Annotated in this window: 12 protein-coding genes; 11 read left to right on the top strand and 1 reads right to left on the bottom strand. The window is 72.7% G+C overall.

The window, feature by feature from the left end; genetic code table 11:
- The first annotated feature begins 141 nt into the window (after positions 1-141).
- Genes ABZ794_RS18380 through ABZ794_RS18360 form a run of 5 tightly spaced genes read left to right on the top strand, consistent with a single transcriptional unit; the run spans position 142 to position 4,658 of the window.
- Complete coding sequence (locus ABZ794_RS18380; RefSeq protein WP_357516529.1) at positions 142-480, top strand: pilin; 339 nt, start codon at positions 142-144, stop codon at positions 478-480.
- A gap of 1 nt (position 481) precedes the next feature.
- Positions 482-1,729: a conjugal transfer protein TrbL family protein gene (locus ABZ794_RS18375; protein WP_357516527.1), complete on the top strand. Its 1,248-nt coding sequence runs from the start codon at positions 482-484 to the stop codon at positions 1,727-1,729.
- Positions 1,729-1,944: a hypothetical protein gene (locus tag ABZ794_RS18370; protein WP_357516525.1), complete on the top strand. Its 216-nt coding sequence runs from the start codon at positions 1,729-1,731 to the stop codon at positions 1,942-1,944. Before ABZ794_RS18375 ends, ABZ794_RS18370 begins: the two co-directional genes overlap by 1 nt.
- On the top strand, positions 1,931-2,893 hold the full coding sequence (locus tag ABZ794_RS18365; RefSeq protein WP_357516523.1) for a PrgI family protein: 963 nt from the start codon (positions 1,931-1,933) through the stop codon (positions 2,891-2,893). The genes ABZ794_RS18370 and ABZ794_RS18365 overlap by 14 nt, the downstream gene beginning before the upstream one ends.
- Positions 2,871-4,658: a DUF87 domain-containing protein gene (locus ABZ794_RS18360; protein WP_357516521.1), complete on the top strand. Its 1,788-nt coding sequence runs from the start codon at positions 2,871-2,873 to the stop codon at positions 4,656-4,658. The genes ABZ794_RS18365 and ABZ794_RS18360 overlap by 23 nt, the downstream gene beginning before the upstream one ends.
- A gap of 166 nt (positions 4,659-4,824) precedes the next feature.
- On the opposite strand, the gene ABZ794_RS18355 is transcribed toward ABZ794_RS18360, so the two are convergent.
- Positions 4,825-5,517, bottom strand: a complete 693-nt coding sequence (locus ABZ794_RS18355; protein ID WP_357516519.1) for a DUF6348 family protein — start codon at positions 5,515-5,517, stop codon at positions 4,825-4,827.
- A gap of 343 nt (positions 5,518-5,860) precedes the next feature.
- On the opposite strand from ABZ794_RS18355, the gene ABZ794_RS18350 reads away from it, so the two are divergent.
- From ABZ794_RS18350 to ABZ794_RS18325, 6 genes are all read left to right on the top strand, one after another.
- On the top strand, positions 5,861-8,452 hold the full coding sequence (locus ABZ794_RS18350; protein ID WP_357516517.1) for a DUF87 domain-containing protein: 2,592 nt from the start codon (positions 5,861-5,863) through the stop codon (positions 8,450-8,452).
- A 280-nt stretch (positions 8,453-8,732) separates the two neighbouring features.
- A complete protein-coding gene (locus ABZ794_RS18345; protein ID WP_357516515.1) occupies positions 8,733-9,590 on the top strand; it encodes a replication-relaxation family protein in 858 nt (285 codons plus the stop codon).
- 563 nt (positions 9,591-10,153) lie between these two features.
- Entirely contained in the window at positions 10,154-10,816 is a 663-nt protein-coding gene (locus tag ABZ794_RS18340; protein WP_357516513.1) for a hypothetical protein, read from the top strand.
- 93 nt (positions 10,817-10,909) lie between these two features.
- On the top strand, positions 10,910-11,674 hold the full coding sequence (locus ABZ794_RS18335; RefSeq protein ID WP_357516511.1) for a GGDEF domain-containing protein: 765 nt from the start codon (positions 10,910-10,912) through the stop codon (positions 11,672-11,674).
- A 311-nt stretch (positions 11,675-11,985) separates the two neighbouring features.
- A complete protein-coding gene (locus ABZ794_RS18330) occupies positions 11,986-12,408 on the top strand; it encodes a hypothetical protein (RefSeq protein WP_357516509.1) in 423 nt (140 codons plus the stop codon).
- Positions 12,409-12,442: 34 nt separating this feature from the next.
- Positions 12,443-13,198 carry a hypothetical protein gene (locus tag ABZ794_RS18325; protein ID WP_357516507.1) on the top strand — a complete coding sequence of 252 codons (756 nt, stop codon included), beginning with the start codon at positions 12,443-12,445 and terminating at the stop codon, positions 13,196-13,198.
- The last annotated feature ends 194 nt before the right edge of the window (positions 13,199-13,392 follow it).

The raw sequence follows: 13,392 nt of genomic DNA, 5'->3' as shown, positions 1-13,392 counted from the left end.
CGCGGCCGGCCTGAGTGGCCGTGTTCGCACCCGATCACCTCTTGGCTGGAAGGAGCGACGCTCCCACGGCCCACCCCGATCCCCGGTGGCGCACCTCAACCCCAACCGAGCCCCGCAGATGCGGGGCGGGAGGTGTCCACCATGCTCCGGCCCATCCTGTACCGCTGCACCGTGGTCACGGTCGCGTTCCTGACGACCGTGACCGGTCCGGCCCCGGCGTACGCGGCCGCGCCGCACATCCTGGTCGCCAATTCGCTGCCCGTGGTCATCAGCAACATCACCACCTGGATCGTCGGGATCCTCATCGGCGTTGCCACCCTGTTTTTGACCATCGGCGGCCTGCGTTACCTCGCGGCAGGCGGCGACACGACCGAGCTGGACAAGGCCAAGTCCGCCCTCAAGAGCGCGCTGATCGGGTACGCCCTGGCCGTGCTCGCGCCCATCCTGCTCGCCGTCGTGCAGGGCTGGGTCGGGGGCTGAGGTGGACGACTGGCTCGTCGGCCAATTCATCAACCCCGTCATCGGATGGTTCGCCGAGATGATCCTCGGCGCGCTGAACGTGCTGTGGGACCTGCTGGCCGCCACGGTGTTCGTCAGCCCCGACGTCACGCGGCTGCCGCAGGTCACCGCGTTCGCCGACACGTCGCTGGCCATCGTGAACACCTGCTACGTGCTGGCGTTCCTGTGGGTGGCGGTCCTCGTGATGAGTCGCGACACCATCCAGTCCCGGGTGGGACCGGGGGACCTCATTCCCCGATTGGTCATCGGTCTGATCGCGGCGAACTTCGCCATCCCGATCTGCTCCACCGCGATCGAGCTGGTCAACGCCCTCACCGCTGCCCTGACCGGGCAGGACATCACCGCGCCCGGTTCGCTGCAGCAGCTGCGCGTCACCACGGCCGCCGCGCTGTCCGGGCAGACGGGAACCAGCCCGGTCGGGTTCCTCCTCCTCCTGATCGGACTGCTCATCACCGTGCTGCTCGGCACGCTCGTCGTGCAGTGGATCATCCGGTTGGGGTTGCTGGTCATCACCGTGGGGGTGGCCCCGATCGCCTTGGCCCTGCACGGCACCGCGCAGACCGAGGGCGCGGCGAAGCTGTGGTGGCGGACCCTGCTCGGCTGTCTGGGGACGGTCACCGTGCAGGCCGTTGCCCTGCACACCACGTTGAGGATCTTCCTGGCCCCGGACGCGAACCTTCCGGTCCTCGGGTTGCCCGGTGATCCCGGTGCGGTGATGAACCTGCTCATCGTCGTCTGCCTGCTCTTAGGTGTGGTCAAGATTCCCGCGCTGATGAGCCGCTACGTCACACAGAGCCGGCCGAACCCGATGGGCACGATCCTGCGGGTCGTGTTCGTGCAGCACCTGACCCGGGGCCTGTCCCGGGCGGTCGGCTCCCGAGGCGGGGCCGCCCGGGCCGTCGGCGGGAAAGGCGGCGGCCCCGGCATGACCGGCGGCGGTGCGGCCGCCCGGCCGTGGCCGGTGAACACCGGCGGGGGAGGGGGAGCGCGCCCCCGCCCCGCCCCGTCGTCCCCGGCACTGCTCATCGGCGGATCCGCACCCCGACCGCCTGCGCCGGCGTCCGGCGGCGGTCCCGGCCGCGCCGGCACCGCCTACCCGACGGTCCGGTCCGTGCGTCCGTACCGCCGCGAGGAGATCGCCACCGGTGTTGATCTCTACACCCGCTCCCTGAAGGCCCGCGCCGGCTCCCCCTTGCGAAAGGCACCCTGATGACCACCACTGACCCTGTCTCGCGCCAGGACGTCCAGGTCACCGGCCCATCCCCCGACCCGTCCGCCATCGTCGCCGTCGCCTGGCCCACGGGCCGGCCGATCCACCGGTACACCGCCGCGGAGATCGCCGACGGTGTGGACCTCTACACCCAGGCGATGAAAGCCCGCGCCACTGGCACCGGACATCAGGGGGACGACGATGCGCCCGAGTGAGGACGCGCCCCCGCAGGCCCGCATTCCCGCCGACGTCGACACCCCCGACAAGATCGTCTACGGGTTGACCGCGCGGCAGTTGGCCATCCTGGCGGTGGCCGCAGCGGCCGGCTACGGCACCGTCCGGTCGGTGGGGACACTGCTGCCGCAGCCGGTCCTGATCGCGGTCCTCACCCCGCTCGCCGGTGCGGCGATCGTGCTGGCCCTGGGACGCCGCGACGGCCTGTCCATGGACGCCTGGCTGATGGCGGCGCTGCGGCACACCCGTAATCCCCGGCGGCTGGCCCCGGCCGCGGCCGGCCACCCGAGCGCAGTGCCGGCCTGGGCACCGGGCACCGGACCACCCACCACCGCGGCGCCGGTGCTACGGCTGCCCGCGACGGCCATCAGCGCCACGGGCGTCATCGACGTCGGCACGCACGCGGTGGCGCTGGTCGCCTGCAGCACCGTGAACATCGGGCTGCGCACCGGCGACGAACAGGCCGCCCTGATCAGCAACTACGGACGGTGGCTCAACTCGCTGTCGGCACCGGTGCAGATCGTGATCTCCGCGCAGCGCGTCGATCTGTCCCGCCACGCCCACCGCATCGCCGACAACAGCGAGACGATCGCCCATCCGGCGCTGGCCAGCGCGGCCCGCGACTACGCCAGCTTCCTCGACGACCTCGCGGCACACCGGGACCCGCTGTGGCGCACCGTCACCGTCGCGGTCACCGCGACCGGCGAGAAGGCCCGCGACACCGAAGTCCTGCGCCACGCGGCGCATACCGCGTCGGCGCTGTCCGCGCTCGGGGCGCAGACCACCGTCCTGGACGGCGGTCACGCCGCCGCGGTGCTGACCTGCGCCACCGACCCCTACACCCCGGCCGACGTCACCTGGGCGCGTGCCCTACCGGACGCGGCCATCACCGGAGCAGGAGACGAACATGCCCCCACTGCCAGGGCCTAAGCCCACCAGAGCTGACGCGAGCCCGGCCGATGCGGCCGGGCTCGCGGCCGTTCTGGGCCCGGCCGGGATCGAGAACACGCCCCGCTACCTGCGCGTCGGCGACGGTTACGCGGCCACGCTGATCGTCACCGGGTACCCCGCCGAGGTCGGACCGGCCTGGTTGGATCCGCTGCTGGCCTGGCCCGGCCGCCTCGACGTCGTCGTCTACATCGACCCCCTCACACCCCACACCGCCGCCGCCCAGCTGCGCAAGCAACGGGCCCGGCTGGAATCCACCCGGCGCGCCGACGCCGACAAGGGCCGCCTCACCGACCCGGCCGCCGACGCCGCCGCCGACGACGCCGCCGAGCTGGCCGACCGGATCGCCCGCGGGCACAGCAAACTGTTCCGCGTCGGCCTGTACCTGTGCGTGCACGCCACCACCCTCGACGACCTCGACGACGCCGTCGCGCACGTGCGGGCCACCGCCGCCTCCCTGCTGCTCGACACCCAGCCGGCGACCTGGCGGCACCTGCAGGGCTGGACCACCACCCTGCCCCTAGCAACCGACGGGCTGGGCATGCGCCGGGTGATGGACACCGACGCGATCGCCTCGGCGTTCCCCCTCGCCTCAGCGGACCTGCCCGCGCCGCTGCCCGGCCAGCCCGGCGACACCGGCGGGATGCTCTACGGCCTCAACCCCGCCAGCAACGGCATCGTCTGGTGGGACCGGTGGGCGCAGCACAACGCCAACAGCGTCGTGCTCGCCCGATCCGGGGCCGGCAAAAGCTACTTCGTCAAACTTGAAGTGCTGCGCTCCCTCGCCGAGGGTGTGCACGTCGCGGTGATCGACCCCGACAACGAGTACATCCGCCTCGCCGACGCCGTCGGCGGCGCCACGATCGCCCTCGGCGTCGGCGGGGTCCGGCTCAACCCCCTCGACATCCCACCCGGCGACCGCCGCCCGCAGGCGCGCACCCACCGGGCGTTGTTCCTGCACACCCTCATCGCGGTCCTGCTCGGACACCAGCCGCCGCCGTCGGAGCGGGCCGCGTTGGACAAGGCGATCAACGACGCCTACGACCAGGCCGGCATCTCGAATGACCCCGACACCTGGCGCCGGCAGGCCCCGCTGCTACGCGACGTTACTGCCGCGCTCACCGACCAGCGCACCGACGCCGCCGACACCCTCGCCGCCCGGCTGACACCGTGGACCACCGGATCGTTCCGGGACCTCTTCGACGGCCCCACCACCACCGTCCCGAGCGGACAGCTGGTGTGCTGGTCCACCCGGCACCTCGCCGACGAGCTGCGCGCCCCCGGCATGCTCCTGGCGCTGGACGCGATCTGGCGTGAGGTCGACACCCCGGCCATCCGCACTGCGCAGACACCCCGGCGGCTCGTCGTCGTCGACGAAGCCTGGACCCTGCTGCGCGATGGTGAGGGCGCCCGGTTCCTGGCCCGGCTCGCGAAGTCCGCCCGCAAACGACGCGCCGGCCTCGCGGTCATCACCCAGGACGTCGGGGACCTGCTCGGCTCCGCGCTCGGGCAGGTGGTCATCGCGAACGCCGCCACCCAGGTGCTGCTGCGGCAGGCACCGCAGGCGATCGACGTCATCGCCGACGTGTTCGGCCTGACCGCGGGCGAAGCCCGGGTCCTGCTCTGCGCCGGCCGCGGCGAAGGCCTGCTGATCTCGGGCACCCACCGGGTGGGTTTCCAGGCGGTGGCCTCCCCGCAGGAGCACCGGCTGTGCATCGGGGACCTGGAGGTGCCCGACGACGAGTGACACCCGACCGGCCGGGACCGGCCACATATCCGGGGGCCGCGGGCCGTCGGCAACGGCGGCGCCCGGCCCCTCTTGTCGGTGCTCTCACTGAGGGGTCCGACACGTGAGCATCAGCTGCACCACGAGGGCGGCCTGACCAACCCCGACCACCGTTGCGGTCAAGGCACTAGTCGCGGCCAACCAGGAGGACGAAGGTGCGTGCCAGGCCGAAATGGTCGGTACGCGGCCAGTCCAGGGCGGCGAGTGCCGCGGCGGACGGTTCGTGCCGCTGGCCGTTGATCCGGACCTCGCACTCGGTGGAGTCACCACCCTGGCCGAGGAGCATGCGAATGCCATTGAGATACGGGCGGTCGAGCCCGGCCGCGATCACCGGCGCCAGGGTCGACCACGGCATCGCCTCGGCGAACCACTCCTGCTTAACCTGCGATCCGTCAACGGACCACCCGGTCACACTGCCGACTATCGCATGCCAGCCGGCGAACCCGCCCTGGTCGCCGGACCTGAAGTGGTTCGCCAGTCGCCCTTGCTGCTCGATCATCTCCAGGACCGTCACCAGGCAGGTCTCAATCCACGCCTGGATCGCCTGACGGGCCGCCTCGACCGGATCAGCCGCGAGGCCAAGCGTGCAGTCGACGACCGTTGGCGCGTCCGGCCGGTCGACATTCAGCAGGATCTCCAGGTCCAGGTGGCGGTAATCGTCGCTGTCCGACGGAAGAACCCGGACACCCAACGATCCCGACCGCAGCATTGGCCCCTCGGTCAGCAGCCACTCGCCACCGACCTCGGCAAGCATCGGCGCGGCAAGTTCCAGCACACGCTCGGCAGGCAGGGGCTGTGGGGTCGGCCGCTGGTCGATCATGGTGGTTCACAGTACCGGCAACGCTCAGTGCCCAACGTCGACCGGTCACCGCTGACGGTGCTGTCGCAGATTCCCGCGCCCCCGCACGCCAGCAGGTACTGATCCACCAGCTCCTGCTCGTAGTCCGCCTCATCGTCGGCCGACCCCGAGCCGACGCGGCGAACCCAACGAGCGCCCGACAGTCAGCCCCTCGCTTCTCGATCGAGGGGATGGGCTGGACGTCATGAGAACAGGGGTCAGGCCCGACCGGCCGGGACTCGACCACCCTCCCGAGGGGCCGCGGGCCGCCAGCATCGGCGGTGCCGGCCCCTTTTGTCCGTGCTCTCACCGAAGGGTCCGACCAGTGAGCATCAGTGTCGTCTCCGCGATCATCCCCGCAATCGCTGCCACCCTCACGCCCGCTGTCGCGCCCACCTCACCGCCGGCCGCGCCGTTGCCCGGCCCGTCGCAGTGGCTGTACGACGTCGCCGCCGCTGCCGTCGACTGGTGCCGGGACCGGCCCTGGCTCGTCCTGGTCGCCGTGCTGCTCATCGCCGCCGGCCACACCGCGCGGGTCGTAGTGGGCGGCCGCCGGCACGCCCGGATGACCCGCCACGCCCACCTGATCACGATCAGCCCACCGCCGCAGGTCGACCCGGACGGCGCCGCGACGCTCTGGGCCACTCTCGCTGAGGTCCTGCACACGGGGTGGCGGCGCCGGCTGCGTAAGGGCCGCCCGCACCTCGCCGTCGAGTACCGGTGGAACGGCCGGGAACTCACCATCGCCGTGTGGGTGCCCCGCACCGTTCACCCCGCGTCGATCCAGGCCGCGATCCGCGGCGCCTGGCCCGGCGCGGCGTGCACCGTCACCGCCACCACCGCGCCGCTGCCCGCGGACGCCGTCGCCGTCGGTGGGGCACTCGCCCCCACCCTGGCGCCCTGGTACCCCCTGCACACCGACCACCACAGCGACCCGCTGCGGACCCTGATCGCCGCCGCGTCCGGCCTACGCGCCGCCGAATCCGCCTGCGTGCAGGTCCTGGCCCGGCCCGCCACCGCCCGGCAGATCCGCGCCCTGCGCCGCGGCGTGCAGAGCCTGCGCAGCGGACACCCACCGCGCAACCTGCTCGACCCCGCCACCTGGCTGCGTACCGTCCTCAACCTCAGCCAGGAGGTGTTCACCACCGGACGGCGACCCCCGGCAGCAGCGCACCCACCCGCACCCGGCGGTGACCCGCGGCGCGAGCGCGACGCCCGCGCCGGCATCGACAAGCTCACCGGCACCCAGTGGGAGGTTGCGCTGCGCTTCGGCGTCGCGCACACCAACCCCCGCGGCAGCGACCCCGCCACCCTCACGCCCCGGCTGGTCACCCTCGCGCACGGCGTCGCGTCGGCGTTCGGATCCTGGACCGGCCGCAACCGGCTGCGCCGGCTGCCCCTGTCCCACCCGGCGCGCGTCCTGGCCGCCCGGGTGCTGCGCCGCGGATTCCTGCTCAGCGCCGCCGAGGTGGCCACGATCGCGGCACTGCCGCAGGACATCGCCGTACCCGGTCTGGACCGGGCCCGCGCCAAGCCGATGCCCGCACCCGTCGCCGTCCCCACCGGAGGACGCGGCACGAAGGTCCTCGGCCGCGCCGACGTCGGCGGCCACTGCGTGGCCGTGCGCGTCACCGACGCCCGCCAGCACCTGCACGTGCTCGGCTCCACCGGCTCCGGCAAGAGCACCCTGCTGCTCAACATGATCCTCGACGACATCCACGCCCGCCGCGGCGTCGTCGTCATCGACCCCAAAGGCGACCTGGTCCTCGACCTGCTCGACCGGATCCCCACCAGCCACGCCACCCGGCTGACCATCATCGACCCCGACCAGCCGCCCGGCACCACCCTCAACCCGCTGCAGGGCGCCGACCACGACCTGGTCGTCGACAACATCGTGTCCATCTTCGGGCGGATCTTCGCCAAGCACTGGGGACCGCGCATCGACGACACGCTGCGCGTGGCGTGCCTGACGCTGCTGCGCAAGGCCAACGCCACGCTGACGCTGATCCCGCCGCTGCTCAACGACAAGAAGTTCCGCCACGCGTTCACCCAGGACCTCGACGACCCGGAAGGGTTACGCGGCTACTGGGAATGGTTCGAGTCGACCCCGCCGCCGCTGCGCGCCCAGGTCATCGGCCCGGTCCTGTCCCGGCTGCGCGCCTTCCTACTGCGCGACTTCGTCCGCCGCACCCTCGGCGCCCCGCAGTCCAGCGTCGACATGCGCCGTGTCCTCGACGGCGGCATCCTGCTGGCCCGTCTGCCCAAGGGCCAGATCGGTGAGGAGACCGCCCGGCTGATGGGCAGTTTCGTTCTCGCCTCCGCCTGGCAGGCCGCGACCGGCCGCGCCCGCCTCCCCGAAGCCGACCGCCGTGACGCCTTCGCCTACATCGACGAAGCCCACAACTTCCTCAACCTGTCGGGCTCGGTCGGCGACATGCTCGCCGAGGCCCGCGGCTACCACTTCGGCCTTGTCCTGGCCCATCAGAACCTGACGCAGATGCCCCGCGACACCCAACTGGCCATCTCCGCGAACGCCCGCAACAAGGTGTTCTTCTCCTGCGCCCCCGAGGACGCCCACCAGCTGGCCCGGCACACCATGCCCGAACTCGACGAACACGACCTGTCGCACCTGGACGCCTACCGGGCGGGATGCCGCCTCGTCGTCGACAGCCGCGAAACCGCCGCGTTCACCCTGCGCACCAACCCGCCACGGCCACTGATCGGCGAATCGACGGCGGTCCGCCAGGCCGCCGCGCCACCCGTTGCCGGGCAACCCGCACGACGGCCGGCGATCGCCCGGCTCGCCGGCGTGGCCAACCTCCCCGGGCAGGACACCGCTAATCCGGGTGACCCGCCACCCATCGCAGGGGAAGCTGCGGGACCCGCCAGCGCGCCACCAGGCGACGCCGCCCGATGAGATTCAGGGCCCGCGCCGCCGCGGTGGTGACCGTCCGGCATCCACCGGGGGTCGGCCGGGAACCGATCGTCGCGGCAGCCACCGACCCGGCCGGCGCCGGGCGCCGTGCTGCCGGGGGAAGGCCGCCCCTGCCCACCCAACAGCCCAGCTAGGAGCCGTCATGACCGGTGACACCGAAACCCGACACCTCCCTGAGGGGGAGCCCTCCACGGGGGACACGCCGCTAACGACGGCGCGCCCGACCACCCGTCGTCCGACGCCTGCGCACACCCTCATCGACGTGTCCCATCGTCTGCGACCCCGCGACTACACCATCGCCGCGCTCCTCGACGAGCACGGCACCCTCACCACCGAGCACCTCACCGCCGTCCTGTTCGCCAACCCCACCACCTGCCGGCACCGCCTGCACCTGTTGCGGCGCCTCGGCTTCATCGACCGGTTCATCCGCAACCGACCCGGCGCACCCGACCCGGTGTGCTGGCTACCCGGACTGCTGTCCTCCCGCTACGTCGCCCTCTCCCGTGATGAGAGCCCCCCGACCGCCCGGGCCGTGCGGGAACGTCAGGACCGCATCTACTCCAGCCCCACCCTGCGCCACCTGCTCGCGGTGAACGACGTGTTCGTCGCCCTGCTCGTACACGCCCGCCACCGGCCGGGCGCTGCGCTGACCCGCTGGTGGTCGGAGCGCACCACCGCCGCGGCGTTCGGTCACCGCATCAAACCCGACGGCCACGGCGTCTGGACCGACGGCGACCAGGAGACCGGGTTCTTCCTCGAGCTCGACCGCGGCACCGAGCCGATCGGGCGCCTGGTCGACAAGTTGGCGTCGCACCGCAAGCTGCACGCCGAGGGCGGACCGCAGTACCCGCTGCTGTTCGTCCTGCCCAGCCGGCTGCGCGAGCAGAACCTGCACCGCAGGCTCGCCGACCGGCCGGAGCCCACCCTGACCGTCGCCACCACCTCACCGGAATCCGGGTCTGATCCGGCGGGGCCGGTGTGGCGGCTGGCCGGTAACGGACGTCACCGGCTCACCCTGGCCAATGTGCCGAGCAGCCACGGCCCACCTGGCCCTCTCACCCCCGGACCGGCGCGACCGGAGGACCATCCGCTGCGCCTCATCGTCGACGCCACGACGTGACCCTGCGGGTGGCGGCGCGCGGGCACAGGGAGCAGCCGCGGGCTCCGAGAGTTCGGCGTCGGTGATGGTGGCCGACGAGGAGTCACCGGTGAAGCGGGGCCACCCGGGTCCGAGACGCCGCGGCGGGTTACCCGACGGCCACGACGGTGGCGGGTTGGCCAACAGGCACCTGCACCCCACCCAACAGCGGTGGGCCCGGCGGTGCCGTGGCACCGGCGTGCCTCACCGCCCGTGCCGGCAGGATCCGCGAGGCCGGTGTCTGTTGGGTGACCGGGCTACGGTGAGGGCTCAATTCATTGAAACCCCTTTAGGCAGCACCATCGGGCCTTGCCGCCCACGACCGCGGTCGCCACCGCCCACCCGCCACCTGGCCGGTCGGCCTGCGCCGCCCGTAGGCGTCCCGCCCACCCTCAGCACCACCTCGCGCCGCCCCGGCGCCCACCGCGGATCCTTCCCGCGACCCGCTGACCGCGACGCGGTCCAGCCCTCTTCCTCGCCTCCCCTATCAGGGGAAACCGCTTCCGGTGTACCCGCGTCCCACCACGCCCGTGCAAGGAGGAACTGTGCCCCAGACGTCCCTGACCATCGTGTGCCTGCCTGACGGCACGCCCACCCACCGCCTGGCCACCACGGCCGCGACCCGCCTCGCGGGCACCCCGCTGACCCCCCTCGGCATCGCCGGGCACTTCCTCACCCGCACCCGCTGGCACCGCGGCAGCCTGCTGCAGCCCCGCAAGAACACCGCCGCCGGTGGACCCGTCCGACATCTGGACCTTCAGGCGATGCGCGCCGCCGCCCGCGACGCGTTCTGGTGCCGCTGGCACCTCTGGAACCAGGTCGTCGGCGGCACCCGACCCGCGCAGCCCTACTGGACGTTCCTCGACCGGCACCGCGCCCATCCGGGCACGTACCCGATCACCACCGCCCGCCAGCACTACCTCGCCCAACCCCGCATCGCGAGCATGCTCACCTACAACGCCCTGCCGAACCGGCTCACGGATCTGCCCACCCGCCACCTGGAGGCGCTGCAGACCGGCGCGCACAGCTACGCCCACTACGGGTGGCTGCGCGCTGTGCCGGGCCGCAGCCTCGTCTGCCTCGACGGCGCTCACCTGGTGGCCGCCACCGATCGGTACGTCGCCGAGATGGCCTACCTCGCCGCGGTCAACCACCACATCAGCCTGCTGCACCACCGCGACGTACTCGTCGCGCTGCACACCCGCTGAACCATCGCGTCACCCCTGAACGAGCAGGCGGACCGGTCAAACCGGTCCGCCTACCGGCATGCGCGTCCCCCTCTGTCGAAAGGAGAACCGTTCATGCGCCTCACCACGTGGGCGACAGCCCTGCGCCGGATCCCGGCCGCCACCACGATCACGGCCCAGGCCGCACTGTTCGCCCTGCTACCCACCGGTCGCCCCTGGGTGGCGGGCACCATCGCCACCGTCGGCATCACCCAGGCGGTCCTGCTGGCCCTCGCCCATCGCTGTGTCGTGTACGCGGCGGACCGCATCGCCGCCCTGGAGAGGGACCTGTCGGTCGCCTACCGGGACCCGGTCACCGGCCTCGCGGTCCGCCGCGTCGCTGAACACCACCTCACCGCCGCCGTCGGCACCGAGCTGACCGTCGCTCTGATCGACGTCGACGGCATGCATGCCATCAACACCACCCACACCCACGACGGCGGTGACCGGTTCCTCGCCGACCTCGCCGCCCGACTCGAGCAGGCCAGTCACGTTGGCGACCTCGTCGCCCGCCTCGGCGGCGACGAATTCGTCCTCGTCACCCCCCGCGACCCGCAGGCCCTGGCCCGGTCCCTGACCAGGGCCCTCGCGCCGCCCATCACGATCGACGGCATCACCCGGCCGATGGCCGTCAGCATCGGTATCTGCCGCACACCCGGCGGAGACCCGCACCGTGCCCTCGGCCGGGCCGACCGGGCCATGTACGCGGCGAAACGCCGCGGCGGCGGCATCGCGCACTACGACCCCGCCCGCGACGGTGAACCGCCCGCACCCGGTGTGCGCCCGGCGGTGCGCCACCGCGACCGCCGCCCCCACCGGCACCGCACCGGCATCTCCTGATCCCACCCCGCACCGTGGCGCACCACGGGGTGGGGTCTGCAACCGGTACCCCCACCACAGCTACCTGATCGTCGTCCGACGGCAGGCTAGCTGATCAGGCTGCGGCAGTCACGGTCCGCGTGGCACCCACTGACGCCGCACTGGCCGGCCGCTACCGCTGGTCGCGCTGGCATGACATGTGCGGCGCGACAGCCCGGCACCCCTGCGGGCAATTCACCGGCCGCTGCCCGGCCTGAGCACCCGATCACTCCACCCGGGCTCGGCAGCGCCGCCGTGTCCGGGTTCGTCATTTCCCCGTGAAGGAGCCCGGCATGACCGATCTGTTCACGTCTCCCTTCCTCCCCGCGGCCGTGCTGCAGGTGGGGCAGGCCGTACACGTCAACGCCCGCGCCGCCTGGCTGCCGGCGACCGTCACCTCCCTGGCCGCCGCACGCGTCACCGTCGACTACCGCCTCGCCGTGGCGCCTGGCCTTCGGCGCAGCGAGGTGGTGGCGCCGTGGAGGGTGCGGCCCGCCGACGGGGTGTGTCTGCGCCCGGTGCGTGAGCTGCGCGCCGGGGACGACGTGCTCGCCTTCGACGGCACCACCCGCACCGTCGCCGCGATCTGGCCCCGGCGTGACCGCTGGTGGGTCATCTCCCACGCCGACGGTGCCCGGGCGGTTGTGCCGCCGACCGCTGTGCTGCGCCTGACCGATCCGACCCCGACGGTCACCGTCCACGGCATCCCGCTGTGAGCACGTGCCGTCGCCCTTGAAGGAGGAACACCTGATGGGTAACCGCGCTGTGGTCACCATCACCGACGAACACGGGAACAGCCGCTGTTTCTGGGCCGGCTGGGGCAGCCCGGAGTACCAGATACCGCACGTGGCCGACTTCGTCGCGTGGGCCGACCGGCATCAGCGGCCGTTGACCGTGGACAGCTGGCTCGCCCACGCCGACACCTTCCCCGGCACCCTGCCGCGGTTGGAGGTCACCGGCACGACTGCCGCCACCGACACCTACATCGGTGACCTCGACTACCGCTACCACCTGGTCCTGCACGACGACTCGCACGCCGTGCGGCTGCGCGTGTACCAGCTACGCGGACCGTTGGGGCAGCCGCAGCCGCAGCCGCAGTTGGTGGCGGAGTTGACCCACGCCACCCTCTACGGGGAAGCGGCGCGGCTGTGCGAGCTGATGGCCGACGGCGCCCGCCGGTGGGCCGACAGGCACGGCGGCACCGCGTCGCCGGGCAACGACCCCGACGGGTGGCGGCGCCGCGCCCAAGGATTCCACGAGATCCACCAGTCGACGCCGGTGCTCGCGATCGGCGCGAACCTCGACGCCCGCGTCGTCGCGGCGCGCTTCGACGCGCCGCACCCGGCGATCCACGTCGCCGGGGTGTGGGTCATCGCCGCCGTCGACGCCGCCGGTGTGCTGCAGGTGTCCGCGCACCTGCAGGACGCGGCCGGGTGGCTGCGCCGCGCCGACGGCACCGTCCCGATGCGGGTCACCGTCGACGGGGAGCCCGTGTTCGACGCCTAGATCACCACCGCACCCGCGCCGCGGAGGGCCGCTCCGACGGCTCGACGGGTGCCCACTCTTGCGTTCCTGGCCGACGCCCGGCCATCACGTGTCGCCGGGCAGGGCCGTCTGGCCAGCCCCGGCGACCCCACCAAGGGGTTACGGCTTGGGCCCACCGCATAAACCTTGAAAGTGGTGGCCGAGGGACCCACCCC

It is taken from the genome of Micromonospora sp. NPDC047187 (genome assembly GCF_040643355.1).
GTDB classification, from domain to species: Bacteria; Actinomycetota; Actinomycetes; order Mycobacteriales; family Micromonosporaceae; genus Micromonospora; species Micromonospora salmantinae.
Note: the sequence above shows the minus strand (reverse complement) of the source record. Positions and strands in the feature narration are given on the sequence as shown.

Excerpts from the sequence above, each read along its gene's own strand:
- ABZ794_RS18380 (WP_357516529.1), top strand. The coding sequence starts at position 142 with ATGCTCCGGCCCATCCTGTACCGCTGCACCGTGGTCACGGTCGCGTTC.
- ABZ794_RS18370 (WP_357516525.1), top strand. The coding sequence starts at position 1,729 with ATGACCACCACTGACCCTGTCTCGCGCCAGGACGTCCAGGTCACCGGC.
- ABZ794_RS18365 (WP_357516523.1), top strand. The coding sequence starts at position 1,931 with ATGCGCCCGAGTGAGGACGCGCCCCCGCAGGCCCGCATTCCCGCCGAC.
- ABZ794_RS18360 (WP_357516521.1), top strand. The coding sequence starts at position 2,871 with ATGCCCCCACTGCCAGGGCCTAAGCCCACCAGAGCTGACGCGAGCCCG.
- ABZ794_RS18355 (WP_357516519.1), bottom strand. The coding sequence starts at position 5,517 with ATGATCGACCAGCGGCCGACCCCACAGCCCCTGCCTGCCGAGCGTGTG.
- ABZ794_RS18335 (WP_357516511.1), top strand. The coding sequence starts at position 10,910 with ATGCGCCTCACCACGTGGGCGACAGCCCTGCGCCGGATCCCGGCCGCC.
- ABZ794_RS18330 (WP_357516509.1), top strand. The coding sequence starts at position 11,986 with ATGACCGATCTGTTCACGTCTCCCTTCCTCCCCGCGGCCGTGCTGCAG.
- ABZ794_RS18325 (WP_357516507.1), top strand. The coding sequence starts at position 12,443 with ATGGGTAACCGCGCTGTGGTCACCATCACCGACGAACACGGGAACAGC.